At 63.4% G+C, this 23584-nt stretch carries 26 protein-coding genes; 14 read left to right on the top strand and 12 right to left on the bottom strand.

The genetic code is table 11. From position 1 onward, the window contains the following. Nucleotides 1-152 precede the first annotated feature (152 nt). The 4 genes from B5M41_RS06570 (at nt 153) to pth (ending at nt 4923) form a co-directional block, all read left to right on the top strand. Nucleotides 153-761 (top strand): 50S ribosomal protein L25/general stress protein Ctc, encoded by a 609-nt coding sequence (locus B5M41_RS06570; RefSeq protein ID WP_134647053.1) that lies wholly within the window; start codon nt 153-155, stop codon nt 759-761. Between the two features lie 217 nt (nt 762-978). After that, nucleotides 979-3363 carry a putative bifunctional diguanylate cyclase/phosphodiesterase gene (locus tag B5M41_RS06565; protein ID WP_134647250.1) on the top strand — a complete coding sequence of 795 codons (2385 nt, stop codon included), beginning with the start codon at nt 979-981 and terminating at the stop codon, nt 3361-3363. 22 nt (nt 3364-3385) lie between these two features. Beyond that, complete coding sequence (locus tag B5M41_RS06560; RefSeq protein WP_167718813.1) at nt 3386-4135, top strand: substrate-binding periplasmic protein; 750 nt, start codon at nt 3386-3388, stop codon at nt 4133-4135. Nucleotides 4136-4209: 74 nt separating this feature from the next. Further along, on the top strand, nt 4210-4923 hold the full coding sequence (gene pth / locus B5M41_RS06555) for an aminoacyl-tRNA hydrolase (RefSeq protein ID WP_134647049.1): 714 nt from the start codon (nt 4210-4212) through the stop codon (nt 4921-4923). Between the two features lie 26 nt (nt 4924-4949). Here pth and clpS read toward each other — a convergent pair whose 3' ends face one another. Next, nucleotides 4950-5261 carry an ATP-dependent Clp protease adapter ClpS gene (clpS, locus tag B5M41_RS06550; protein ID WP_134647047.1) on the bottom strand — a complete coding sequence of 104 codons (312 nt, stop codon included), beginning with the start codon at nt 5259-5261 and terminating at the stop codon, nt 4950-4952. A 157-nt stretch (nt 5262-5418) separates the two neighbouring features. Between clpS and ychF the strand changes: the two genes are divergently transcribed. Continuing rightward, nucleotides 5419-6522 (top strand): redox-regulated ATPase YchF, encoded by a 1104-nt coding sequence (ychF, locus tag B5M41_RS06545; protein WP_134647045.1) that lies wholly within the window; start codon nt 5419-5421, stop codon nt 6520-6522. A 37-nt stretch (nt 6523-6559) separates the two neighbouring features. Here the strand turns inward: ychF and B5M41_RS06540 are convergent, their stop codons facing one another. Then, the gene (locus B5M41_RS06540; protein WP_134647043.1) at nt 6560-7675 is read right to left on the bottom strand and encodes a hypothetical protein; all 1116 of its coding nucleotides are present in this window, start codon (nt 7673-7675) and stop codon (nt 6560-6562) included. A gap of 112 nt (nt 7676-7787) precedes the next feature. Between B5M41_RS06540 and B5M41_RS06535 the strand changes: the two genes are divergently transcribed. Together B5M41_RS06535 and B5M41_RS06530 are read left to right on the top strand one after the other, a co-directional pair. Continuing rightward, nucleotides 7788-8258 carry a MaoC family dehydratase gene (locus B5M41_RS06535; RefSeq protein WP_370359282.1) on the top strand — a complete coding sequence of 157 codons (471 nt, stop codon included), beginning with the start codon at nt 7788-7790 and terminating at the stop codon, nt 8256-8258. Next, a complete protein-coding gene (locus B5M41_RS06530; RefSeq protein ID WP_134647039.1) occupies nt 8245-8712 on the top strand; it encodes a MaoC family dehydratase in 468 nt (155 codons plus the stop codon). The genes B5M41_RS06535 and B5M41_RS06530 overlap by 14 nt, the downstream gene beginning before the upstream one ends. Nucleotides 8713-8747: 35 nt before the next feature. Here B5M41_RS06530 and B5M41_RS06525 read toward each other — a convergent pair whose 3' ends face one another. The 5 genes from B5M41_RS06525 to B5M41_RS06505 all read right to left on the bottom strand — a co-directional run bounded on the left by B5M41_RS06525 (nt 8748) and on the right by B5M41_RS06505 (nt 14298). After that, nucleotides 8748-9290 carry an adenine phosphoribosyltransferase gene (locus B5M41_RS06525; RefSeq protein WP_134647037.1) on the bottom strand — a complete coding sequence of 181 codons (543 nt, stop codon included), beginning with the start codon at nt 9288-9290 and terminating at the stop codon, nt 8748-8750. Between the two features lie 107 nt (nt 9291-9397). Further along, complete coding sequence (locus B5M41_RS06520; protein ID WP_134647035.1) at nt 9398-10276, bottom strand: cytochrome c1; 879 nt, start codon at nt 10274-10276, stop codon at nt 9398-9400. Nucleotides 10277-10302: 26 nt separating this feature from the next. Further along, on the bottom strand, nt 10303-11571 hold the full coding sequence (locus tag B5M41_RS06515) for a cytochrome b (protein WP_134647033.1): 1269 nt from the start codon (nt 11569-11571) through the stop codon (nt 10303-10305). 14 nt (nt 11572-11585) lie between these two features. Then, nucleotides 11586-12164, bottom strand: coding sequence for a ubiquinol-cytochrome c reductase iron-sulfur subunit (petA, locus tag B5M41_RS06510; RefSeq protein WP_134647031.1), 579 nt, complete (start codon nt 12162-12164; stop codon nt 11586-11588). Between the two features lie 265 nt (nt 12165-12429). Beyond that, entirely contained in the window at nt 12430-14298 is a 1869-nt protein-coding gene (locus B5M41_RS06505; protein ID WP_134647029.1) for an ABC transporter ATP-binding protein, read from the bottom strand. A gap of 190 nt (nt 14299-14488) precedes the next feature. Here B5M41_RS06505 and B5M41_RS06500 point away from each other — a divergent pair, with 190 nt between their 5' ends. Both B5M41_RS06500 and B5M41_RS06495 read left to right on the top strand, forming a co-directional pair. Further along, nucleotides 14489-14716, top strand: coding sequence for a type II toxin-antitoxin system RelE/ParE family toxin (locus B5M41_RS06500; RefSeq protein ID WP_329959079.1), 228 nt, complete (start codon nt 14489-14491; stop codon nt 14714-14716). Between the two features lies 1 nt (nt 14717). Then, nucleotides 14718-15008 (top strand): addiction module antidote protein, encoded by a 291-nt coding sequence (locus B5M41_RS06495; protein WP_134647027.1) that lies wholly within the window; start codon nt 14718-14720, stop codon nt 15006-15008. 36 nt (nt 15009-15044) lie between these two features. Here B5M41_RS06495 and B5M41_RS06490 read toward each other — a convergent pair whose 3' ends face one another. Beyond that, nucleotides 15045-16901 (bottom strand): ABC transporter ATP-binding protein, encoded by a 1857-nt coding sequence (locus tag B5M41_RS06490; protein WP_134647025.1) that lies wholly within the window; start codon nt 16899-16901, stop codon nt 15045-15047. 429 nt (nt 16902-17330) lie between these two features. Between B5M41_RS06490 and B5M41_RS06485 the strand changes: the two genes are divergently transcribed. Further along, nucleotides 17331-17792, top strand: a complete 462-nt coding sequence (locus B5M41_RS06485; protein ID WP_134647023.1) for a tRNA (cytidine(34)-2'-O)-methyltransferase — start codon at nt 17331-17333, stop codon at nt 17790-17792. 19 nt (nt 17793-17811) lie between these two features. Here the strand turns inward: B5M41_RS06485 and B5M41_RS06480 are convergent, their stop codons facing one another. Both B5M41_RS06480 and B5M41_RS06475 read right to left on the bottom strand, forming a co-directional pair. After that, nucleotides 17812-19047 (bottom strand): MFS transporter, encoded by a 1236-nt coding sequence (locus B5M41_RS06480; protein WP_134647021.1) that lies wholly within the window; start codon nt 19045-19047, stop codon nt 17812-17814. Then, nucleotides 19044-19616 (bottom strand): NADPH-dependent FMN reductase, encoded by a 573-nt coding sequence (locus B5M41_RS06475; protein ID WP_134647019.1) that lies wholly within the window; start codon nt 19614-19616, stop codon nt 19044-19046. The genes B5M41_RS06480 and B5M41_RS06475 overlap by 4 nt, the downstream gene beginning before the upstream one ends. A gap of 70 nt (nt 19617-19686) precedes the next feature. Between B5M41_RS06475 and soxR the strand changes: the two genes are divergently transcribed. Continuing rightward, complete coding sequence (gene soxR / locus B5M41_RS06470; protein ID WP_134647017.1) at nt 19687-20157, top strand: redox-sensitive transcriptional activator SoxR; 471 nt, start codon at nt 19687-19689, stop codon at nt 20155-20157. A 6-nt stretch (nt 20158-20163) separates the two neighbouring features. Here soxR and B5M41_RS06465 read toward each other — a convergent pair whose 3' ends face one another. Both B5M41_RS06465 and B5M41_RS06460 read right to left on the bottom strand, forming a co-directional pair. Beyond that, the gene (locus B5M41_RS06465) at nt 20164-21444 is read right to left on the bottom strand and encodes a hemolysin family protein (RefSeq protein ID WP_134647016.1); all 1281 of its coding nucleotides are present in this window, start codon (nt 21442-21444) and stop codon (nt 20164-20166) included. Nucleotides 21445-21577: 133 nt separating this feature from the next. Then, the gene (locus B5M41_RS06460; RefSeq protein ID WP_134647014.1) at nt 21578-21835 is read right to left on the bottom strand and encodes a hypothetical protein; all 258 of its coding nucleotides are present in this window, start codon (nt 21833-21835) and stop codon (nt 21578-21580) included. 171 nt (nt 21836-22006) lie between these two features. On the opposite strand from B5M41_RS06460, the gene hemF reads away from it, so the two are divergent. The 3 genes from hemF to B5M41_RS06445 all read left to right on the top strand — a co-directional run bounded on the left by hemF (nt 22007) and on the right by B5M41_RS06445 (nt 23571). Further along, nucleotides 22007-22918, top strand: a complete 912-nt coding sequence (gene hemF / locus B5M41_RS06455; protein WP_134647012.1) for an oxygen-dependent coproporphyrinogen oxidase — start codon at nt 22007-22009, stop codon at nt 22916-22918. Between the two features lie 112 nt (nt 22919-23030). Further along, nucleotides 23031-23282, top strand: coding sequence for a hypothetical protein (locus B5M41_RS06450; RefSeq protein WP_134647010.1), 252 nt, complete (start codon nt 23031-23033; stop codon nt 23280-23282). A 97-nt stretch (nt 23283-23379) separates the two neighbouring features. Beyond that, nucleotides 23380-23571: a DUF1059 domain-containing protein gene (locus B5M41_RS06445; RefSeq protein WP_134647008.1), complete on the top strand. Its 192-nt coding sequence runs from the start codon at nt 23380-23382 to the stop codon at nt 23569-23571. Nucleotides 23572-23584: the final 13 nt, after the last annotated feature.

Raw genomic sequence — 23584 nt, 5'->3', positions numbered from 1 at the left:
ATTTCCGGGGATTCTCGTTTATCGAGCCCCCGTCCGCGTAGACACCCTTGGAGGCAACGCGGATGAGGCTTTCACGAAATCCTCAAGTTTTGCGCGGCCGGCGAAGACGCCTGCCGGGGAAAACTCTCCAGTAACACATGAAAGGTTTTGCCATGAGCAACGATACCTACGAGCTTAAGGCCGAAACGCGCGAACGGGTTGGTAAGGGGTCCTCCCGTGAACTTCGCCGCAACGGTCTCATTCCGGCAGTCATCTATGGTGAGAAGCAGGCCCCCCTCGCTATCGCCATCTCCACGAAGGAAGTCACCCAGCGCATCTACGCCGGCGGCTTCAAGACGACCGTCGCCACGATCGACGTCAACGGCGAGAAGATCAAGGTTCTCCCGAAGGACTACCAGCTCGATCCGGTCCGCGACTTCACCATGCATGTCGACTTCCTGCGCGTCTCGGGCAACACCCACGTCGTCGTTGAAGTTCCGGTTCACTTCATCAACGAAGAGAAGTCCCCGGGCATCAAGGCCGGCGGCGTCCTGAACATCGTTCGCCACGCTGTCGAGCTGCACGCTCTGGCCGGCAACATTCCGGATTCGCTGACGGCAGACCTCACCGGCCTCAAGGTCGGCGATGGCATCCACATCTCCAACATCAAGCTGCCGAAGGGCACGAGCCCCGTCATCACCGACCGTGACTTCACGATCGCGACGATCGCTGTCCCGGCTGCCGGCGTTGAAGAAGAAGAAGTGGAAGCAACCGAGGAATAAGCTTTTCTCAGAAGCAGCCTCTAGTAGAAAACCCCGTCTCCCAGGAGGCGGGGTTTTTCTTTGGCCCAAACATCTGGCAAGTTTGAATTATCGGCACTTTTACTGACGGATATTTCAGCAACCTTTAAGTTTTTGGTGAAACGCTGACCGGCATGACGAAAGCCAAAGACACAACGGGCGGGCTTCGCGGACCGGCGGGGGAGCAACCGGCATGAAGATGCATTCGGTGGAGAGCCGGTTCATTGCCATCGTTATCGGTGCGCTCCTGGTTTTCGTCGCACCGCTTTTCGTCCTCTTTCTCATCCTGTCGTCCGACCGCGTCGCCCGCGAACGAACGGAAAGCACCGAAGCCCTGCTCAGGGCCAATGTCGAAACACTCGGAAAGCCGGTGTGGGATTTCGATATCGACAGCGTTGCCCAGATCGTCGCATCCCTGGAAGGCAATGCCGACATCAGCTTCGTGCGCGTGCGCGACACCGGCGAGATGATCGACATCAGCCGGCCCGCGGACCGTCCCGCCATCGAGGACGCGCGCTCCGTCGTCAATGCGGACATCCTCTACCGGGCCAGCGACGGCGTCAAAAAGGTCGGCACGGCGGAAATCTGGCTCGAAAAGCAGGGCCTGCTTTCCCGCTTCAGCAAGGACGAAATGGCGATCTTCGCCATCTTCTTCTTCGCCGTCGCGACGCTCTTCACCGCCGCCATCATCGGCAACCGGATCACCATCATACGCCCGCTCATGCGCCTGACGGCGGCAATCGAAGCGACGCGCCGCCTTGGCTCGCGCCATCATGTCGACTGGACCTCGAAGGACGAGATGGGGGCACTCGCGCATAACTTCAACGAGATGCAGAGCCAGCTCGAACGTGAGGACGCCGAGCTGAAGCTTGCCCACGCACGGACGACGGAAATCTACAATCTTACCCCGGCCATGCTGTTCTCCATCGATGCGACAGGCCGCATCACCGCCGTGAGCGACTATTGGCTGACGGCCACCGGTTATACCCGCGACGACGTGATCGGCCGCGCCTTCACCGATTTCCTCGTCGAGGATTGCCGCGACACCTATAACCAGCGCCATCTCGCGCAGACGGAAGGAAATGGCATCCGCGAGGTCACCCTGCGCTTCCGGCGCGCTGACCGCAGCGTGATCGACGTTCTCATCCTGGAAACGGACATGGCGACAGGCGACGAACGGCCGTCGCTGTCGCTTTCCGTCATGACCGATGTGACCAGCCTGAAGGACGCCGAAAACCGCAATCACCGGCAGGCCATCACCGACCATCTGACCGGCCTGCTCAACCGCCAGGGCTTCGAAATCGTGCTGGACGACCTGATCGGCGATGCCGACAGGCTGGGCCAGCAACTCGCCTGCATCTTCGTCGATCTCGACCGTTTCAAGTCGATCAACGACAATCTCGGCCATGCGACAGGCGATGCGGTGCTGCGCGAAATGGCGGAGCGCCTGCGGGGCCAGTTGCGCGGCAACGACGTCATCGCCCGCCTCGGCGGCGACGAGTTCGCCATCCTGCTCTGCGCGCCCGACGCCTGCCGGCTCGCCACCGACATAAGCGAACGGCTGGTCGAAGGCATGCGCGCGCCACTCATCATCAACGGCGCGGAGCTGAATGTCAGCGCGAGCATCGGCATCGCCGTCTATCCCGATCACGCCACGACGGCCGCCTGCCTCCTGCAGAAGTCGGACATGGCCATGTATGCCCGCAAGCGCGGCGGCAAGAACGGCGTCCAGCTCTTCGACAACGACATGGTGGATATCGCCCGCAAGCGGCTGGAAACCGAACAGTTCATCGAGCAGGGCCTGCGCGAGGACTGGTTCGACGCTTACCTCCAGCCCATCGTCGCGCTATCGGACGGGCGCGTCGCCGGTTTCGAGGCGCTGATGCGCCTCAACCATCCCGAACGTGGCCTGCTCTCCCCTGCCGACATCATCGGCATCGCGGAGGAAAACGGTTCGATCGGCCGGATCGGCGACCGCATTCTCTCCAGGGCCATTGCCCATTTGTCCGCCATCTCGAAGCTGGAAGGGCTGGGCGAAAGCTATCTCGCGGTGAATTTCTCTCCGCTGCAGTTCGAACCGGCGCTGCCGTCGCGCGTCGCAGCGCTCCTGATGGAAGCCGGCCTCCCGCCCTCGCGCATCGTCGTCGAAATCACCGAGGCGGTGCTGATGCTCGACAATCCCGTCGTGCGCTCCGTGCTCGATGCGCTCTCCGGCCTGGGCTGCCGCATCGCACTCGACGATTTCGGCACGGGCTTCTCGTCGCTGAGCTATCTCAACCGCTTCCCGGTCGATATCGTGAAGATCGACCAGTCCTTCACGCGCTCGCTGACAAGCGAGCAGCAGGACGTGCGCCGCAAAAGCCGCATGCTCGTGGAGGGCATCCGCACCATATCGCACCAGATGGGCTGCGCCGTCGTCGCCGAGGGCATCGAGACCGAGGAGCAATGGTTCATGCTCCAGGCCATGAATGTCGAGTTCGGCCAGGGCTACCTTTTCAGCCGGCCCTTGCCGCCCGAAGCGCTTCTCGCCAAACTGGACGAACTGCCGCCATCGGACGCACACACGCAAAAAGTAGCCTCCTGAGGAAGCAGCCGGGAACAGGATGATGAAGACACTCTTTCTGCTGCTCGGCCTCTCACTCGCACCGCTCTCGTCCGCCTGCGGCCAGACCATCCATCTCCTCACCGAGGAATATGCGCCCTTCAACTATACAAAAGCCGGCGCGATCACCGGCATCTCGGTCGACCAGATGACGCACGTCGCAGAGCGCGCCGGCATCGACTACACGCTGGAGATCATGCCCTGGGCGCGCGCCTTTACCCTCGCCGAAAAACAGCCGATGCATTGTGTCTTCACGACAGGATACAATCGCGACCGTGCCACCCGTTTCCTCTGGATCAAGCCGCTGCTGAAGGACCAGATGGTCATGCTCAAACGGCAGGATGCCGTCTATGACGACCTCACCATCGTCAAGGCACGGGAGCTCAGGGTCGGTTCGCAGCGCGGCGACTTCGCGGTGGAAGCGCTGGAGCAGATCGGCTTCCATGACATCGATCTTGCCGCCGATATCGACGTCACCCTGCGCAAGCTGTTGAGCGGCCGCATCGACCTGATGCCGACCTCGGTCAAGACCTATGAGAAGATGCGGCTGGATGGCGTTCCCGTGGAAAAGGCCATGATGCTGGCCGGTCAGGTCTACGGCGTCGCCTGCAACAAGGATACGCCCCTTGATCTTGTCGAACGCATGCAGGCCGAGCTCGACAAGCTGATCGTCAGCGGCGAGCAGGATCGCATCTTTGCGGCCTACGGCCTGCCGCCGAACCCGCGCACGTCCCAGACCCGCGCCCACAAATAATGCGCGCTCATGGTTGACTTCCGCGCGCATTCGCGGTGGTGAAGGCGAAACGACAGGATTTGGCGGAGCAATCCATGCTGATCATCGCAGGCCTCGGCAATCCGGGCGCGAAATATGCGGGCAACCGCCACAATATCGGTTTCATGGCGCTGGATGCCATTCATCGCAAGAACCCGTTCTCGCCTTGGTCGAAGAAGTTCAAGGCGGAAATCTCCGAGGGCGAGCTTGCCGGCGACAAGGTCCTGTTGGTCAAGCCGCAGACCTTCATGAACCTGTCGGGCGAATCCGTCGGCGAAGCCATGCGCTTCTACAAGCTCGCGCCCAAGGATATCGTCGCCATCTACGACGAGCTGGACCTGCTGCCCGGCAAGGCCCGCATCAAGGTTGGCGGCGGCCATGGCGGGCATAACGGCATCAAGTCGCTCGATGCCCATTGCGGCAAGGATTACCGCCGCCTGCGTCTGGGCATCGGCCATCCCGGCACCAAGGAACTCGTGACGAACCATGTGCTCGGCGATTTCGCCAAGGCCGATCACATCTGGCTCGATCCGCTGCTCGACGAGCTTGCGATCCACGCCGACATGCTGGTGCGCGGCGAAGACTCACAACTGATGAACAAACTGGCTCTTGCCACGGGAAGCAAGCCGGAAGAGGACAAGGCCACCAAGAAACCGGCCGGCCAGTCCCATATCCGCGCCGCCCGCAACCATGCCCAGCCGAAGGCGCTGCCGACGAGCGGCCCGATGGCCGACATGCTGAAGAAGCTGTTCGGCAACAAGGGCGACTGACGTCCCGGCCGAACAGGCGCGAAAACCTATTCTTCCGGCTCGGTCTGGAAGAGCAGCGGAAAGCCCGCCTCCTTGGCAAGGTCCGTCGCCTCCTTGGCCTTGGTCTCGGCGATATCGCGGGCGCAGATGACGACCACGCAGGTCCCCATCTTGTGCGCCGTCATCATGACGCGGTAGCTGGTCTCCTCCGCCATGCCGAACACGGCCTTCAGCACCAGCACGACGAATTCGCGCGGCGTATAGTCGTCGTTGACGAGAAGCACCTTGTAGAGCTTCGGCCTTTCGAGCCTGGGCTTGGTGGTGGTTTTCGGGTCGAGGATGGTGTCGCCATTGCTCATCGGAAGCTCCTCACGACATTGGCTTCGAGCAGTGTGCGCTCATTGTGCACCGCAGGCGGGCGGAGTTCAAGGCCCCGCGCCGTCCGGGTCTTGACCCTGCCCCGTCCTTCCCCCATAGCGGTGGCAACGATTTTATCAAGACGAATGGACCATCTCCATGGGCTTCAAATGCGGTATCGTCGGCCTGCCGAATGTCGGCAAGTCGACCCTCTTCAACGCACTCACCAAGACGGCTGCCGCCCAGGCGGCGAACTATCCCTTCTGCACCATCGAGCCGAACACCGGCGAAGTCGCCGTGCCGGATCCGCGCATGAAGGCGCTCGCCACCGTCGCGGGCTCCAAGGAAATCATCCCGACGCGCATCTCCTTCGTCGATATCGCCGGCCTCGTGCGCGGCGCATCGAAGGGTGAAGGCCTCGGCAACAAGTTCCTCGCCAATATCCGCGAAGTCGATGCCGTCGTGCATGTGCTGCGCTGCTTCGAGGACGACGACATCACCCATGTCGAAGGCCGCATCAATCCGGTCGGCGATGCCGAGACCATCGAGACCGAGCTGATGCTCGCCGACCTCGAAAGCCTCGAGCGCCGCGTCGAGCAGACCCGCAAGCGCGCCACCGGCAAGGACAAGGAATCGCTTGCCCAGCTGCCGATCATGGAAGCCGTGGTGAAGCTGCTCAACGAGGGCAAGCCGGCGCGTCTTCTCCTCAAGACGCTGGCGCCGGAGGAGATCGAAATCCTCAAAGGCCTGAACCTGCTCACCTCCCACCCGGTCCTCTATGTCTGCAACGTCGCCGAAGGCGATGCGGTGAACGGCAATGCGCACACCGAAGCCGTCGCCGCCATGGCGAAGGAACAGGGTGCGGAATGCGTCATCATCTCGGCTGCGATCGAGGCCGAGGTCGCGCAGCTGCCGGAAGAGGAAGCGACGGAATTCCTCTCCGCGCTCGGCCTCGACGAAGCCGGCCTCGACCGCCTGATCCGGGCCGGTTACCACCTGCTCGACCTGATCACCTACTTTACCGTCGGCCCCAAGGAAACGCGTGCCTGGACGATCGTGCGCGGCACCAAGGCGCCCCAAGCCGCCGGCGTCATCCATACGGATTTCGAACGCGGCTTCATCCGCGCCTTCACCATCGCCTATGACGACTACATCGCCTACAAGGGCGAGGTCGGCGCCAAGGAAGCCGGCAAGGGCCGCGACGAAGGCAAGGAATATGTGGTGCAGGACGGCGACGTCATCCACTTCCGCTTCAACACGTAAGGTCGCGCCGGACCGACGACTTTCGAACTGCCGTCCCTCAGCGGAGGGGCGGCAGTTTTTCTTTGAGCGCGAGCGGCAGCGGCGTCAAAACCCAGCGCCGGAAATGCGGCCAGCCGATACCGATGGTCAAGACGACAATCCCGACGATCAGCAGCGACAGGAAGATATAGGTTTCCGGGGCAGCGGTGGTGCGCTGAAGCAGGCTTGCCGTGGCAAGGCCGAGCGACAGCAGGCCCGAGGTCACGAAAGCGCGGCGGTCGATGGCAAGCCCGATGCCCATGAGCACGACGACGATTCCAACGATGACCAGCGCATCTGGCAGGCCCTTGTCGCTGCTGAACAACGTGTTGTTCGCGAAGTCGCCGAGAAAGACGAAGCTGAGCGTCGAATAGAGCAGCGCCGGTGCGGTGACGAGATGCAGCCAGAAGGCGATATCGGAGCGGCGCGCGACACGGAAACGATCCGACAGATCATAGCGCATCGCCACGGCAAACAGCGCGAGTGCCGTGACAAGGAAGATGCCGGCGCATAGCGTCGAGTGCTCGGTGAAAAGGTCGGTGCTATGAAGCATCCGCCCGAGCACGAGGAAGACGATGCCGAGCGCCAGAGCCGCCAGCGACAGATACCAGAGGCTCAATGACAGCGGGATACGGTAGCGCCAGTAGAACGGCGGCAGGAGCCCGCAGAGCGGCGCCACCGTCAGCAGGAAGCCGACGATCGCATCCTGCTGTCCGACCGCCTCATCCTGCATCAGGAGCGACGTCGTGAGGATCCAATGCACGTAGAGCGCCGTCAGCAGCACGGCGGGAAGCGCAAGGCGCTGCCGCTTCACGAGAATTTCCGCAAGGATGATGATGGCCGGCAACGCCAGGAGAAACGCGCCGATGCCCCAGACGCCCGCCATGACGATGGCGACGCCGATGGTGATCAGCACATCGTGGAAACCGCGAATGAAGCGCGGCGCTTCGGTATCCTCGACCGGCGCGATGGCCCGATCCTCCGCCGGCCCGCCGATATCGAGCGCATCGGCACGCGTCGGCACATGTAGGCCGACGCCGCGCGCTTCCATATAGGGCAGGAGCACGCCGGCCTGTTCGCCGGAAATGATGCCCTCGCCGGCCGCGCCGTCGAGAACCGATTTCAAAGTCTGCATCGCGCGTCGTCTCCTGTTGCCCGCGCACCATAGCGCCGCGCCTGCCCCTGACAAGCCTTGCAAAACAATGTCATGACCGCCATTCTCATGCCCGCAACAGGACAAACGGATCGTGGCCGACAGAAGCTTTGAAGATTTCACACCCGGACACCGCTTCACCTTCCGGGAGCGCACGCTGACGGCAGACGAGATCATCGCCTTCGCCCGGGAATTCGACCCGCAGCCCATGCATCTCGACGAAGCGGCCGGCCGTGCCAGTATTCTCGGCGGACTGGCCGCCTCCGGCTGGCACACCAGCGCGGTGATGATGCGCATGCTCTGCGAAGCCTATATCGACGGCTCCACCTCCGAGGGCTCACCCGGCGTCGACCTGATGGAATGGAAGCGCCCGGTGCTGGCCGGTGACACGCTCGGCGGCCACTGCGAGGTGCTGGAGGCACGCGTCTCACGCTCGCGGCCGGACATCGGCATCGTGCGACTGCGCGCCGAAGTGACCAACCAGCGCGGCGAGATCGTCGCCATCTCGGAATATGTCAACATGATGCGCCTTGCCGGAAAGGATGCCGCCCATGCGGATGGCTGAGCTTTATCCGTTCGGCGAGACGGTCGCGATCGGCTCGAACACCTTCACGGCGGAAGACATCATCCGCTTCGCCCGGGATTTCGATCCGCAGCCCTTTCACCTGGATGCCGAGCTCGCCCGGCAAAGCCTGTTCGGCGGCCTGTGCGCCTCGGGCTGGCACACCAGCGCCGGCTGGATGAAATGCTTCGTCGCGTTCTGGACCGCGGAATGCCGGCGTCTGGCCGCCGAGGGCATCGCGCCGCCGAAGCTCGGCCCCTCGCCCGGCTTCACCAAGCTCGGGTGGTTCAGACCCGTCTTCGCCGGCGATACGATCAGCTACTCGGTCACGCTGCTCGCCTCGCGCGAACTGGCGACGCGCAAGGACCGGGTGCTCAACACGATCCGTTGCGCGGGCGAAAACCAGAACGGCGAGCCGGTCATCCGGTTCGAGAGCACGGTGCTGGAGTTCGTTTAACAAGGGGCCTGGAGTTACCCCCCCTCTGGCCCGCCTCAATGCCCGTCGAAGGCCACCAGCGTGCGCACTTCCACACCGAGCGCTTCCAGCTTCTTGCGGCCGCCGATTTCCGGCAGGTCGATGACGAAGCAGGCGGCGACGATGTCGGCGCCCATCTGGCGCAGCAGTTTCACGGCGGCTTCCGCCGTGCCGCCGGTGGCGATCAGGTCATCGACGAGGATCACCTTCTCGCCCGGCTTGATGGCGTCCTTGTGCATCTCCATCTCGTCCACGCCGTATTCCAGGCTGTAGGCGATGCGCACGGTTTCGTGCGGCAGCTTGCCCTTCTTGCGGATGGGAACGAAGCCGGTCGACAGCTGATGCGCCATGGCGCCGCCGAGGATGAAGCCGCGCGCCTCGATGCCGGCGACCTTCGCGATGCCGATGCCCGCGTAAGGGTGCACCAGCTCGTCCACGGCGCGGCGGAAGGCACGCGGATTGCCGAGCAATGTGGTGATGTCGCGGAACATGATGCCGGGCTTGGGATAGTCCGGAATGTTGCGGATCGCGGCGACGAGTTCTTGTTCAACGGTAGACATGGCATTTCCCGGCTGCGGAAGAAGGACCGGTTATTGCAGGTGCGGCACCGCCCCACAACAAAAAAGGCGGCCCGAAGGCCGCCTTTCGAACCGGGCGATAAGATCGCTCAGTGTTCCTTGTTCGCGTAGACCGACTTCTTCGTCAGATAGATCAGGCCCGTGAAGATCAGCAGGAAGACCATGACCATGAAGCCGGTGCGCTTGCGCTCCTCGAGGTGCGGCTCGGCGGCCCACATCAGGAAGGCGGCGACGTCATGTGCGTACTGGTCGACCGTCTGCGGCGAGCCGTCGTCATAGGTGACCTGGTCGTCGGAGATCGGCTTTGCCATGGCGAGTGCCGCGGCATTGGCGAAGTACGGATTGTAGTGCGTGCCTTCGGCGACTTCGAGATGCGCAGGCTTCTCTTCCTCATATCCCGTCAGCAGCGAGTAGATGTAGTCCGGGCCACCTTCCTGGTACTGGGTGAAGATGTCGAAGACGAACTGCGGGAAGCCGCGGGTGATGCCGCGCGCCTTGGCGATCAGCGAGAAGTCCGGCGGAGCCGCCCCGTTGTTCGAAGCGGCAGCCGCCTCGTGGTTGGCATAGGGCGACGGGAAGTGGTCGGAGGGCACGGCCTTCCGCATGTACATCTCGCCGTCGCTGTTCGGGCCGTCCTGGACTTCGTAGTTCGCTGCGAAGGCCTTGACCTGGGCCTCGGAGTAGCCAAGCCCTTCCAGCGTGCGGAAGGAGACGAGGTTCATCGAGTGGCAGGCCGAACAGACTTCGGTGTAGACCTTCAGGCCGCGCTGAAGCTGGCCCTTGTCGTACTTGCCGAACGGACCGGCAAAGGACCAGTCCTGCTGCTTGGGCTTATGCAACGGATAGTGCGGCGTGGCGTGTTCGGCCTCCGCACCGGCTGCGGGCGCTGCCTCTTCCGCCGTAGCGAAGGAGACGCCCAGACCGGCGACGAGGGCGAGCGACAGAATGCCTGCAACAAGCTTTTTCATTGTCATGGTTCCTTTCGTCGCCCGTCTCAGGCCTTGGCCGCCTTGGCGTTCTTCTTTTCCAGAACCGCTTCCGTGATCGAATTCGGAATGCGCTTCGGGGTCTCGATCAGGCCGAGCAACGGCATGAGGATGATGAAGAAGCCAAAGTAATAGACCGTGCCGAGCTGCGAGAGGATGACGTAGATGCCTTCGGCAGGCATGGCGCCCAGCCAGCCGAGCATGATGGCATTGGCCACGAAGATCCAGAAGAACAGCTTGTACCACGGACGGTAGACGGCGGAACGAACCTTGGAGGTGTCGAGCCACGGCAGGAAGAACAGGATGATGATCGAGCCGAACATCACCAGGACGCCACCGAGCTTGGAGTCGATCGGGCCGATGTTGAAGGTGATGGCGCGCAGCATCGCGTAGAACGGCAGGTAGTACCATTCCGGAACGATGTGGGCCGGGGTCTTCAGCGGGTCAGCCGGGATGTAGTTGTCCGGGTGGCCGAGATAGTTCGGCATGTAGAAGATGAACCAGGCGAAGACGATCAGGAAGACCGATACGCCAAGGGCGTCCTTCAGCGTCGCATAGGGCGTGAAGGGAACCGTGTCCGTCTTGGACTTCACCTCGACGCCGGTCGGATTCGTCTGGCCGGTGACGTGCAGCGCCCAGATGTGCAGGACAACGACGCCCGCGATCATGAAGGGCAGCAGGTAGTGCAGCGCGAAGAAGCGGTTCAGCGTCGGGTTGTCGACGGCGAAGCCACCGAGCAGGAACTGCTGGATCCACTCGCCGACCCAGGGGAAGGCCGAGAAGAAGCCGGTGATGACGGTCGCGCCCCAGAAGGACATCTGACCCCAGGGCAGAACGTAGCCCATGAAGCCCGTTGCCATCATCAGGAGGTAGATGACGACGCCGAGGATCCAGAGGATTTCGCGCGGCGCCTTGTAGGAGCCGTAGTAGAGGCCGCGGGCAATGTGCAGGTAGACCGCGATGAAGAAGAAGGACGCGCCGTTGGCGTGCATGTAGCGCAAGAGCCAGCCGTGGTTCACGTCGCGCATGATCTTTTCGACCGAGTTGAACGCGACGGTGGTTTCGGCGGCGTAGTGCATGGCCAGCACGATGCCGGTGGCGATCTGCACGATCAGCATCACCGACAGCATGGCGCCGAAGGTGTAGGCATAGTTCAGGTTGCGCGGTACCGGGTAGGAAACGAAGCTGTCATGGATCATGCGCGGCAGAGGCAGGCGCGAATCGACCCATTTTTCGATGCCAGTCGTCGGCTGGTAGGTGGAATGTTCAGCACTCATTATCAGGTGTCCCCTCAACCGATCTTGATGACTGTGTCGGATACGAACGAGAAGGTCGGCACAGCCAGGTTCTCAGGGGCGGGACCCTTACGGATACGGCCGGCCGTATCGTAGTGAGAACCATGGCAGGGACAGAACCAGCCGCCGAAATCGCCGGCCTGGCCGAGCGGAACACAGCCGAGATGCGTGCACGAACCGATCATGACGATCCAGTTCTCCTTGCCTTCGCCGGCGGAGCGGTCGATATCCGTCGCCTGGGCGTCGGGCGCGATGTTTGCGTTGCGCGCGACCGGGTCCTTCAGGTCAGCGAGCGCGACGGCCTTGGCTTCCTCGACTTCCTGGTCCGTACGGTTGCGGATGAAGACCGGCTTGCCGCGCCACTTGGCAGTCAGGGACATGCCCGGCGTCAGGCTGGAGACGTCGACCTCGATGGAAGCGAGCGCCAGCGTGGACGCGTCCGGACGCATCTGGTCGATGAACGGCCAAGCGACGGCGACGCCGCCCACGACGCCCGCCATACCGGTGGTCAGGTAAAGAAAATCGCGGCGAGTGGGCTCGCCATGGGATTCGCTTGTTGTCTCGTGTTCGCTCACGGCTAAACCATCCTCTCACGCAAAGTCTGCGGAAAACCGCAACGCCCCCTGGGAACCGGCAATATCCGGACACAATACGGCCATAGATTCCCCGTCAATCCGGCGCGTTCTATGCTTGATCGCAAATTATGTCCAGCCTTGGCAAGGGGAGGTGGGCACATTGTCGCGGGAAAACCGTAAGGGCTTGACATCGATCAGGACGGCACCGGAAAGCGCAGCCCTTTCAAGGCACAAAGGCGTGCCTGTTTACGACCGTGCGGCGGTCCTATTGCGCCGCTTCCGCCTGCCCGAGAAAACCGCCCGACTGGCGTGACCAGAGGTCCGCATAAAGCCCGCCGCGCGCGACGAGCGCGGTATGCGTGCCCTCCTCCACGATCCGGCCGCGATCCATCACGATCAGGCGGTCGAGGGCAGCGATGGTCGAGAGACGGTGGGCGATGGCCAGCACGGTCTTGCCGCGCATCAGCCGCTCGAGATTGGACTGGATGGCCGCCTCGACCTCAGAATCGAGCGCCGAGGTCGCCTCGTCCAGCACGAGGATGGGCGCATCCTTCAGCATGACGCGCGCAATCGCGATGCGCTGGCGCTGGCCGCCCGACAGCTTCACGCCGCGCTCGCCGACATGAGCGTCATAGCCCCGGCGCCCGCGCTGGTCCTCCAGCTGGAGGATGAAATCGTGCGCCTCCGCCTTCCTGGCGGCCTCGATCATCTGCTCTTCGCTGGCATCCGGGTTGCCGAAGAGGATGTTGTCGCGCAGCGAGCGGTGCAGCAGCGCCGTATCCTGGCTGACCATGCCGATGCTGGCGCGCAGGCTTTCCTGGGTGACGGCGGCAATATCCTGTCCGCCGACCAGGATGCGGCCGCCCTCCAGGTCGTAGAACCGCAGAAGAAGGTTGACGAGCGTCGACTTGCCCGCCCCCGAGCGCCCGACGATGCCGACCTTCTCGCCCGGCCGGATGGACAGCGTCAGGTCGTCGATGACGCCGGACTGGCGCCCATAATGGAAGCGTACGTTCTCGAAACGGATATCGGGGCTCACGACCTTGAGCGCCGTCGCATCCGGCCTGTCGACGAGGCCGATGGGCTGGGAGATCAGGTCTGCGGAATTCTGGATCGTGCCGACATTGCGCATGATGCTGTTGAGCTGCGTCATCAGGCGGTTGAGCAGGAAGTTCAGGCGCAGCACCAGCGCCATGGTGAAGGCGACGGCGCCCGAGCTGATGACGGCGGTCAGCCAGAGGTGAATGCACAGCACCGCCATGCCGGCTATCATCAGGCCCGAGAGGAAGGCAAGCGACGCGCGCAGCGACGTCAGCAGCCGCGTGAATGTCAGGATCGTCGCCTGGAAGATATCGAAGCCATCGCGCATGTAGCGGTCGTTCGCATCGTCGCGGCCGAAGAGCTTGAGCGTCTGGATATTGGAATAGGCATCGACCATGCGGCCGCTGATCATCGACCCGGCCTCGGCCGACTGGCGGGCATGCTCGCGGATGCGCGGCACGAAATGGCGCGCCAGCACGGCGAAGATGGCAAGCCAGGCCAACAGCACGGCCGCCAGCCGCCAGTCGAGCTGGCCGAGCAGCACGAGCGTCGAGACCGTGTAGATCGACACGAACCAGATGCTTTCCATGAAGGAGGTGATGACGTCGCCCGTCGCCTGCCCCGCCGACCAGACCTTGGTGACGATGCGGCCGGAGAAGTCGTTCTGGAAGAACGACAGCGACTGGCGCGCGACATGCACATAGGATTGCCAGCGCACGAGATTGTAGAAGCCCGGCGTGATGACCTGCTGGTCCACCAGCGCTGTGAGAAACGCCACGACGAAGCGCACGATCCCGATGAGGCCGAGCATCAGCAGCAGTTCGGTTCCATGGGCGGCAAGCAGGCCGCCCCACCCCTCGCCCGGCCTGACCGTCGCCAGCATGTCGACGAGGCGTCCGACGAACCAGAAGGTCGCCGCCTCGATCCCCGCCGTGATGCCGCCCAGCACCAGCAGCGCCGCAAACGGCGCCTTGGCCTGCCGCACGTAGAACCACACGAAGGCAAACAGCCCCGCCGGCGGCCGCAGGTCATCGCGCCGCTCGAATGGCTTTATCCAGGTCTCGAAGAAGGAGAAAAGCGGCCGCAAGATCATGCCCCCGATATAGGCCGTTTTGGCCGGGCGGCAAATTAAAGTTCGGAAAGGAAAAACGGGCTACCGTCGAGGCATCGTGCGCGAATCTTGATTTTTCCGAAACTGTAATGTTAAAGTTACACGCCATGGCGCTGCAGATCAAACAGACCGAGACTTTCCGGAACTGGGAGCAGGCGATCGCAAAGCACGTGTGCTGATCGCGGCGCGACTGACCCGTATCGCCTATGGATTGCCTGGCGATGTCAAATCCCTGGGGGACGGCATCAGCGAAATCCGCATCCATCATGGCCCCGGATATCGTATTTACTTCACCCGCAGGGGTAACGAGATCATCGTGCTGCTCTGCGGTGGCGACAAGGGCAGCCAGAAACGAGACATAGCGGCCGCAAAGACGTTAGCTGCCAAATTGGACGACTGAAATGAACGAAACACTACGCAACTACGATCCTGCGGAAGCACTCACATCCGATGAGGCCGCGGATGTCTTCATGAAAGACGCCTTCGAAACCCGGGATGCGGGTTATATCGCGCATGCGCTTGGCGTTGTGGCGCGTGCAAGAGGCATGAGCAAAGTGGCGGAAGAAACCGGCCTTGCCCGTGAAGCGCTTTACCGTTCACTCGCCAGTGATGGCAATCCGACGCTCAAATCCATGCTCACCGTCATGCAAGCGCTCGGGCTGGAACTGACGTCCAAACGATCCGGCACATGACGAGTGCCCCCGGGCAGCAACCGGGGGCACCTGTTTTTACTGCGCCGCCGCCTCGGTCTCGGCTGCATCATCGGCGATGAAGCCGCCGGATTGGCGGGTCCAGAGGTCGGCGTAGATGCCGCCCCGGGCGACCAGTTCGGCATGTGTGCCCATCTCGCTGATGCGGCCCTTGTCGAGCACGACGAGGCGGTCCATCTCCGTCAGCGTGGACAGGCGGTGGGCGATCGCGATCACCGTCTTGCCCTGCATGAGGGCGAAGAGGTTTTCCTGGATCGCCGCCTCGACTTCCGAATCGAGCGCCGAGGTCGCCTCGTCCAGCACCAGGATCGGCGCGTCCTTCAGGAAGACGCGGGCGATGGCGATACGCTGACGCTGGCCGCCGGAGAGTTTTACGCCGCGCTCGCCGACCTGGGCATCGAGGCCGCTGCGGCCCTGGTGGTCGCTCAGGCTTTCGATGAAGTCCCAGGCATTGGCCCGCTTGGCCGCCTCGATGATCTCGGCATCGGTCGCATCCGGCTTGCCATAGGCGATGTTGTCGCGGATGGAGCGGTGCAGCAGGGACGTGTCCTGCGTCACCACGCCGATCTGCGAGCGCAGGCTGTCCTGCGTGACCGTGGCGATGTCCTTGCCGTCGATCGTGATCCGGCCAGCCTCCAGGTCATAGAAGCGCAGGAGCACATTCATCAGCGTCGTCTTGCCGGCACCGGACCGGCCGACAAGGCCGACCTTCTCACCGGCTGCGATGTCGAGCGACAGGTCCTCGATCGCGCCCTTGTTCTTGCCGTAGTGGAAGCGGACGTGATCGAAGGTGATGGCGCCCTTCGCCGCCGGCAGCGCCGGCGCCTGGGGCGCATCCTTGATGTCGTGCGGCTTGGTCATCATGCCCATGCCGTCATAGACCGTGCCGATATTCTCGAACAACGCGGTCACTTCCCACATCACCCACTGCGACATGCCGTTGATGCGCATGGCAAGGCCGGCCGCCACCGCGACGGCACCGACCGTCACGTCGCCCGACATCCAGAAATAGATGCCAATGGCCGTGGTGAAGAACATCGCGATGACGTTGTTGACGTCGATGGCGATATTGAAGGCCGTGATGAAGCGCATCTGCTTGTGCACCGTCTGCAGGAACTCGTCCATGCCTTCGCGGGCATAGGTTTCCTCGCGGCCCGCATGCGAGAACAGCTTCACGGTCGCGATGTTCGTGTAGCTGTCGACGATCCGGCCCGTCATCATGGAGCGCGCATCCGCCTGCTCGCGCGAAACCCGCATGAGCTTCGGCACGAAGTAGCGCAGGATGCAGATATAGACGACGAACCACACGAGCAGCGGCACCACGAGACGCAGGTCCGCCGACGCGATGATGGCGATCATCGAGACGAAATAGCTCACCACATAGATGAAGACGTCGATGATCTTCATCACCGTTTCGCGCACGGCAAGCGAGGTCTGCATCACCTTCGTCGAGACGCGGCCGGCGAACTCGTTGGAGAAGAAGGTCATGCTCTGGCGGATGAGATAACGATGCATCTGCCAGCGGGCGATCATCGGGAAATTGCCCGCAAGCGCCTGGTGCATGGTCATCGTGTGCAGCGCGCCGAAAAGCGGAATGAGCACGAGCAGAAGCACGGCCATCCAGATCAGCGTGCCGCCCTCGCGGGCGAGGAACGTGCCGGGGTCACCGGCCGAGAGCCAGTCAACGATGTTGCCGAGGAACTGGAACAGCAGCACTTCGGCGATGCCGAGCGCCATGGAGCAGAAGCCCAGCACCGCAAGCCAGGGGGCCGCCGGGCGCGTATAATGCCAGACGAAGGGGATGATCCCCTTGGGCGGCAGCGAGGGCGCCGCCGAGGGGTAGGGATTCAAACGTCTTTCGAACCAGCCGAACATGGCTTTCTCCGTAATATGGGACGGAACCGGCACGGACGGCGCAAAGGGGCGCAGTCGGGAGCGGGATTCCGCTTGGTGTGCCGCGGGGCGACGAAAGCGTCACACGGCGAATTGATATGCAGGCACGAAGGAAATGGGGGCGGCGAAATGCCTAAGCGAGAAGAGGCGTGATTCCAGCCGGGAGGCGCAGCCGATGGGCATTAATCATCATGTTCCTCCCTTTCTCGCGTTTCAGATGTGCCGTGGTTAACCCGAAACGATGCAATTTTCCAGACGCTTCGGCGCGATTTCCCATCTGCGGCCAATCCTGTTGCCCTGCCGCCACATCCATCGGCCCCGCCTCCCCAGGCGCTGTGTCTCCCACCATTTCGCCGCGCGGCTTGCAGAACGGCATCGCATCGGATCGTGAATTGCTGTAGCGAAGCGCGCATGTCTGCACTGCGCATCGCCCTCTACCAGCCCGACATCGCCGGCAACACCGGCACGATGCTGCGTTTCGCCGCCTGCATGGGTCTTTCCGTCGACATCATCGAGCCGGCCGGCTTCGACATTTCCGACCGCAGCCTGAAGCGCGCCGGCATGGACTATCTCGCCGCGGTGACGCTGACGCGCCATGTCAGCTGGGACAGGTTCGAGGACTGGCGCAATGAGACCGGCCGCCGCCTGATCCTCGCCTCCACCAAGGCCGCAGGCCTCTACACCGACTTCGCCTACCGCCCCGACGACATCCTGCTTTTCGGCCGCGAAAGCGCCGGCGTGCCGGACCATGTGCACGACATCGCCGACGGGCGCGTTCTCATCCCGATGGTCGAGGGCCAGCGCTCCATCAACGTCGCCCTCTCCGCCGCGATGATCTGCGGTGAGGCGCTGCGCCAGACCGGTTTCGCCTGAAGCGCGTTCCGACAGATCGCTAGGCATGCTCGCCGCGTGCCCGCGCACTCCTATCATCCTGTCTCCGAAGCAGAAGCCGGGCCGCGAAGGCCGCGATGCCGACGACCAAAACAATGGTTCCGACAACAGCATATGCACCCTCGAAACCCGAGGCGGAAATGAGCGGTTGCGAAACCACAGGCGACAGGAACTGGCCCGCGAAGATGCTCGCGACCAGCAGGCCGGAGATGCGGCCGCGCAGTGCAGGCGGCGCCAGAACCATCGCGGCGGCCGCGAAATTCGGCATGATCGTGCCCATGCAAACGCCGGAGACGGCCATGGCGACCAGCACGCCCGCATAGCTTTCGGCATTCGACAGCAGAAGGAAGGCGAGCCCGGCGGAAACGAAGCCGAGGCCGAACACGCCCATGATGCCGAGCCCGCGCCGGACGGGCGCGAAGGCAAGCGCACAGACCACCCCGACAAGCTGGCCGGCGCCGATCGCCGTCCCTGCAAGGCTCGGCGCCGCAAAACCGAGATACGCCAGATAGAACGGCAGCTGCGTCGGGATCATGTAGAACGCGATCATGTTGATGATCGCCGCTCCAAACAGCAGCGCGAGCAACGCCACCTCGCGCCCGCCAAGCCGCCCCGCGCCTTCGACCGGCCCCTTCGCCGGCATGCGACGCGGCTCCGGCAGGAAGGCGACGGCTGCCGGCAGAAGCAGGATCGCCACCGTGTAGATGAGGAACGGCCCCCGCCAGTGAACCTCCGCCAGCAAGCCCCCGCCTGTCAGGAAGATCGTCCCGCCGATCCCCACGAAGGCCTGCTGCAAACCCATATAGCGATCACGTGCGGCTCCCTGGAAGAAATCGCCGACAAGCGCCGTCATCACCGTCATGATGCCGCCGACCGCGATACCGAGCATGGCACGCCCCGCCAGCAGTCCGGGCAGAGTGTCGGCAAAGAGACCAGACGCCCCGGCCAGCGCGAAGAGGAGAAGCGACGCGAGCAGGAGCGGCTTGCGGCCGAAACGATCGACCAGAAAACCGGCGGCTGGCGAAAAGAGCGCGATGAACGCCGCCGGCAGCGTCAGCACCAGCCGGCTGAGCAGCGCCACGTTATCGACATCGGCGAAACGCGCAGCGATGCCCGGCAAAGAGGCGGAAATCGTCGCGCCCGACATGATGGTGAGCGTGCTGACCAGAAGCATCGTCGTGTTCCGGCGATAGTCCTGCGGCGAATGCGCGATCTGCGCGGCTTTGGCCGGTCTCATGCCGCCACCTCGTCGTAGCGCGTTGCGATCCGCGCCGTCTTCAAGGCATGCGCCCACCAGGCAAGGCGTGACATCAGCATGGCGAGCTGGCCGTTCAATATGCCGGGGCGGAACGGATTGCCGGCGGGGTCGAACTGCGTCCATGCATGGGCGAGGCTGACCGTTTCGCGGATGGTCACCGCATGCAGCTCCGCGAAGACCAGCCGCAACTGCTCGACAGCGCGCAAACCGCCCGAGATGCCGCCATAGGATACGAAGGCAACAGGCTTGGCATGCCAGGGGCGGAAGCAGCTGTCGATGATCGCCTTCAGCGCCGCCGGATAGGCGTGGTTGTATTCGGGCGTGACGATGAGGAAGGCGTCCGCCTGCGAAATGCGGCTTTCCACCAGCGCCGCCGACGCCTCGTCAAGACCGCCGGGCGTGAAGGCCAGCTCGGCGGCGTCGATACGCACGATATCATAGTGCGAAAAGCCGGCGAGCTCCGGTTCCAGCCACCCCGCGACCGTATCAGCGAAACGCCCCTCGCGGCCGCTGCCATAGATGAGGGCGATGGTCAGTCGTGTCGTCATGTGTTTTGGGCTCCGTTTGAAAACTGGGAGCGCGTGGTATAAAACCTCAACCAAACTTGAGGTCAACACCATGACGGAAAAATGTCCCAACGGCGTGATGTCCCGGGAACTCAGCGTCGGCGAGGTCGCCGAACGCAGCGGGGTGGCGGTTTCCACCCTGCATTTCTATGAGGAGAAGGGGCTGATCCGCAGCGAGCGCAACCGCGGCAACCAACGGCGCTACCCACGCAGCATCCTGCGGCGCGTCGCGGTGATCAAGGTGGCGCAACGCACCGGCATACCGCTTGCCGAAATCGCTGAAGCGTTGGCCGTGCTGCCGCACGACCGGCCATTGACCGTGAAGGACTGGAGCGCGCTCTCCAGGACCTGGCGCCGCACGCTGGACGAGCGCATCGAGCGGCTGACGCGGCTGCGCGACCAGCTCGACGGCTGCATCGGCTGCGGATGTCTGTCCATGCAGGAGTGCCCGCTGCGCAACCCGATGGATACGCTTGGCGCGGAAGGCCCGGGCCCGAGACTGCTCGAGCCCGATGCCGTCTAGCCGAGGTCAGTCCAGGCGGGTGACCAGCAGCTTGTCGACGCGGCGGCCGTCCATGTCGACCACCTCGAAGCGCCAGCCCTGGGTTTCGGTGACCTCACCTGTCTTCGGCAGCTTCTGCAGCGATTCGATGACCAGGCCGGCGGCCGTCTGGTAACTGCGGCGGGCCGGAAGCGACAGGCCGAGCCGGTCGGCCATCTCGTCGATCGGCATGGCGCCGGAAATGAGCCACGAACCGTCGTCGCGCTGGACCGCGTACTCGTCGTCCCCCTCCTCGATATCGGAGCGGAACACGCCGGCGATCGCTTCCAGAACGTCGGCGGGCGTGATGACGCCCTCGAAGTGGCCGTACTCGTCGTGGATGAGCAGGATCGGCACTTCCGAATTGCGCAGCGTTTCCAGAACGCGCATCGCATCCATCGTATCCGGCACGATCGGCGCGGGGCGCACGAAGGAGCGGATGTCGAGGGACTGGCCGCTCAGCAGGGCGGAAAGCAACTCGCGCTTCTGCACAACGCCCACGATGGTTTCCGGTCCGCCATCGGCGACCGGCAGGCGCGAATGCTGGCTTTCGACGAGCTGCTGGTGGATTTCCTCGATGGTGTCGCCGAGGTCGACCCAGTCGACATCGTTGCGCGGCGTCATGAGGCCACGCGCCTCGCGGTCCGAAAAGCGCATGACACCGGCGATCATCAGCTTCTCGCCGCCTTCGATGACGCCGGCGGCTTCCGCCTCGGCCACGATGGTCCTGATTTCCTCATCCGTCACGACCGTTTCCGACGCCGCGTGCTGCCCCATGAGGCGGAAGATCAGCCGTGTCGAGGCATCGAGCGCCCAGACGGCCGGCGCGCCGATCTTCGACAGAAGCGACATGGAGGGCGCCACCATCGAGGCGAAGCGCTCGGGATTGCGCAACGCGATCTGCTTGGGCACCAGCTCGCCGACGACGACGGACAGATAGGTGATGATGAAGATGACGATACCGAAGCCGAGTGGGTCGGCCAGCCAGTCCGGCACGCCTTCGGCGGCGAGGATATCGCGCAGGCGGCCACCGAGCGCGGCACCCGAAAACGCACCGGCGAGAATGCCGATGAGCGTGATGCCGATCTGGACGGTGGAGAGGAACTTGCCGGGGTCTTCGGCCAGTCGCAGCGCTGTCGCCGCGCCGCGCACACCCTGCGCCGCCATGGTTTTCAGGCGGGGCTTGCGGGCGGAAACGATGGAAAGTTCGGAAAGGGCAAAAACCCCGTTGAAGAGGATAAGGAAGACAGCAATCGCGAGTTCGAACAAGGACTATGAGCCGTGCTTGAGAACCGCAACGGCGCCTTTCTGTTGATGACGATAGCGGTAAAATAGGGGGGCCGCGGTCCGCCGTCAATCAAGCTTGCACGTACGGCGCTCCATCACGCCCTGCAGCAGCGCCTCAATCGGCGCTCGGCAGCCGGCGCATGGTGAACTCGATACGGTCGCCGTCCAGCGCCCGCCAGCTTTCCACCTCTGTCCAGTAGGCGGCCTTCGGCCATTGGTCGAACCACTCCCGGGCCTTTTCCCGGGCGTCCTGGCGCTCCATGCAGAAGGTCTCGCGCACGAAATGCCCTCCGCTCGCGCCTTTCGCGAGCCTGCTGCGCTCGATATGGCGGCGGAGCCCGTCGAGGGGCGGCGGTCCTGGAACACGCGCCATGCAGGTTTCCTCCTGGCAGCACATTCTATACGCTCAATATAGGCCGGCTGCGCCCGTTTTGCGAGTCCCGCCGTCCCCAGCGGAAATGCCCCGCTTTGTTGCCAAATGGTGCAAAGTTAAGGAGTGTGACCGAAATGCGATTCGGCGGCGCGGCCGTCAGCGGGAAACATCATGGAACGACCAGCCCTGCCGAAAGGCCTGCCCGACGACATCGAGGATAAGAAGGCCGCTGCCCGTGCGTGGTTCGAGCATCTGCGCGACGCGATCTGCGCGAGCTTCGAAGCCATCGAGGACGACCTGGAAGGCCCCCTCTCCGACATGCAGCCCGGCCGTTTCGTCGGCAAGGACTGGCTTCGCGAGGGTGGCGAAGGCGGCGGCGGCCGCATGTCAATGATGGAAGGCCGCGTCTTCGAGAAGGTCGGCGTCCACACATCCACCGTCTACGGCGAATTCTCCCCCGAATTCCGCGAGCAGATTCCGGGCGCGGCCGAAGATCCACGCTTCTGGGCCTCGGGCATTTCGCTGATCGCCCATCCGGTCAACCCCAACGTCCCCGCCGTTCACATGAACACGCGCATGGTCGTCACCACCAGCCGCTGGTTCGGCGGCGGCGCGGACCTGACCCCGGTGCTCGACCGTCGCCGGGTGATGAGCGATCCTGATACCGCGCTGTTCCACAAGGCGATGGAGATCACCTGCAACCGCCATGCGGTCGCCGATCATGCGAAGTTCAAGGAATGGTGCGACGAATACTTCTTCCTGAAGCACCGCAACGAGCCGCGCGGCACCGGCGGCATTTTCTTTGACTGGCTGCATTCGCCGGAAGAGCTCGGCGGCTGGGACGCGGATTTCGCCTTCACGCAGGATGTCGGCCGCGCCTTTGCCATGGTCTATCCCCGTATCGTGCGCTCCAATTTCAACAAGGGCTGGACGGAAGAGGACCGCGACGAACAGCTCGTGCGCCGCGGCCGTTATGTCGAGTTCAACCTGCTCTATGACCGCGGCACGCTCTTCGGCCTGAAGACCGGTGGCAACGTGGATTCCATCCTGTCGTCGCTCCCGCCCGTGGTGCGCTGGCCCTGACGTTTCACCGTTTGCCTGTACACGATCTTCACCGCTAGCGGTGTTGTGATCGGCACTTGATCCTTTTGCATGGTACACTACCTCCATTGACGTACTCGTGGAGGAGACAGTCATGAGCAATGCCGCAAAGACCGGATTGCAGCCGGGCCACGGCCCGCAGTCCGTCGACTTTATCAATCAGTTCGCCGAAACCATGCGCGCCGAAAGCGGCGTGGATCTCCCGCACGACTATTTCGTCGCGGAAGCCCGGATGCGCCTTTCCGGTGGCGGCGTCCACCATCTGTCCGGCAAGGCCGCCAAACCGGCCAAGCCGGAGACCTCGGCCTGCTTCGACGCCTGGGCGAAGGCCGGCCACAACGGCTGATTTCGAAGCCTCGGGCGGAACCCTGCCCAGCTCTGCGGATTTGGTCCTCGGGGCCTTGTCTGCTAAACTGCCCCCGTTGAAACGACAGGAGATAGTCATGAGACTTTTTGAATGCGGTTCACTTGTCCCGGGATGCGAATGGCACACACGCGCCAGCGACGACGCCGAAGTCGTGCGCCGCGCCGTCGAGCACATGCGCACAGCCCATGGCGAAACCACGATCCGCGAAAACATGGTGGAAAACATCAAGCAGCGCATCGTGGACGAAAACACCGCCGACGCCGCCTGACGGCGGAAGCGGA

It is taken from the genome of Shinella sumterensis, from assembly GCF_004514425.2.
GTDB classification, from domain to species: Bacteria; Pseudomonadota; Alphaproteobacteria; order Rhizobiales; family Rhizobiaceae; genus Shinella; species Shinella sumterensis.
Note: the sequence above shows the minus strand (reverse complement) of the source record. Positions and strands in the feature narration are given on the sequence as shown.

What these genes read in the sequence shown, in the direction of transcription:
- pth (WP_134647049.1), top strand. Translation starts at nt 4,210, where the DNA reads ATGCTGATCATCGCAGGCCTCGGCAATCCGGGCGCGAAATATGCGGGC.
- B5M41_RS06515 (WP_134647033.1), bottom strand. Translation starts at nt 11,571, where the DNA reads ATGAGTGCTGAACATTCCACCTACCAGCCGACGACTGGCATCGAAAAA.
- B5M41_RS06525 (WP_134647037.1), bottom strand. Translation starts at nt 9,290, where the DNA reads ATGTCTACCGTTGAACAAGAACTCGTCGCCGCGATCCGCAACATTCCG.
- B5M41_RS06530 (WP_134647039.1), top strand. Translation starts at nt 8,245, where the DNA reads ATGCGGATGGCTGAGCTTTATCCGTTCGGCGAGACGGTCGCGATCGGC.
- B5M41_RS06520 (WP_134647035.1), bottom strand. Translation starts at nt 10,276, where the DNA reads ATGAAAAAGCTTGTTGCAGGCATTCTGTCGCTCGCCCTCGTCGCCGGT.
- B5M41_RS06445 (WP_134647008.1), top strand. Translation starts at nt 23,380, where the DNA reads ATGAGACTTTTTGAATGCGGTTCACTTGTCCCGGGATGCGAATGGCAC.
- B5M41_RS06490 (WP_134647025.1), bottom strand. Translation starts at nt 16,901, where the DNA reads ATGTTCGGCTGGTTCGAAAGACGTTTGAATCCCTACCCCTCGGCGGCG.
- B5M41_RS06450 (WP_134647010.1), top strand. Translation starts at nt 23,031, where the DNA reads ATGAGCAATGCCGCAAAGACCGGATTGCAGCCGGGCCACGGCCCGCAG.
- ychF (WP_134647045.1), top strand. Translation starts at nt 5,419, where the DNA reads ATGGGCTTCAAATGCGGTATCGTCGGCCTGCCGAATGTCGGCAAGTCG.
- B5M41_RS06540 (WP_134647043.1), bottom strand. Translation starts at nt 7,675, where the DNA reads ATGCAGACTTTGAAATCGGTTCTCGACGGCGCGGCCGGCGAGGGCATC.
- B5M41_RS06475 (WP_134647019.1), bottom strand. Translation starts at nt 19,616, where the DNA reads ATGACGACACGACTGACCATCGCCCTCATCTATGGCAGCGGCCGCGAG.
- B5M41_RS06485 (WP_134647023.1), top strand. Translation starts at nt 17,331, where the DNA reads ATGTCTGCACTGCGCATCGCCCTCTACCAGCCCGACATCGCCGGCAAC.
- B5M41_RS06565 (WP_134647250.1), top strand. Translation starts at nt 979, where the DNA reads ATGCATTCGGTGGAGAGCCGGTTCATTGCCATCGTTATCGGTGCGCTC.
- B5M41_RS06560 (WP_167718813.1), top strand. Translation starts at nt 3,386, where the DNA reads ATGAAGACACTCTTTCTGCTGCTCGGCCTCTCACTCGCACCGCTCTCG.
- B5M41_RS06480 (WP_134647021.1), bottom strand. Translation starts at nt 19,047, where the DNA reads ATGAGACCGGCCAAAGCCGCGCAGATCGCGCATTCGCCGCAGGACTAT.
- B5M41_RS06505 (WP_134647029.1), bottom strand. Translation starts at nt 14,298, where the DNA reads ATGATCTTGCGGCCGCTTTTCTCCTTCTTCGAGACCTGGATAAAGCCA.
- soxR (WP_134647017.1), top strand. Translation starts at nt 19,687, where the DNA reads ATGACGGAAAAATGTCCCAACGGCGTGATGTCCCGGGAACTCAGCGTC.
- B5M41_RS06570 (WP_134647053.1), top strand. Translation starts at nt 153, where the DNA reads ATGAGCAACGATACCTACGAGCTTAAGGCCGAAACGCGCGAACGGGTT.
- B5M41_RS06460 (WP_134647014.1), bottom strand. Translation starts at nt 21,835, where the DNA reads ATGGCGCGTGTTCCAGGACCGCCGCCCCTCGACGGGCTCCGCCGCCAT.
- hemF (WP_134647012.1), top strand. Translation starts at nt 22,007, where the DNA reads ATGGAACGACCAGCCCTGCCGAAAGGCCTGCCCGACGACATCGAGGAT.
- B5M41_RS06495 (WP_134647027.1), top strand. Translation starts at nt 14,718, where the DNA reads ATGAACGAAACACTACGCAACTACGATCCTGCGGAAGCACTCACATCC.
- clpS (WP_134647047.1), bottom strand. Translation starts at nt 5,261, where the DNA reads ATGAGCAATGGCGACACCATCCTCGACCCGAAAACCACCACCAAGCCC.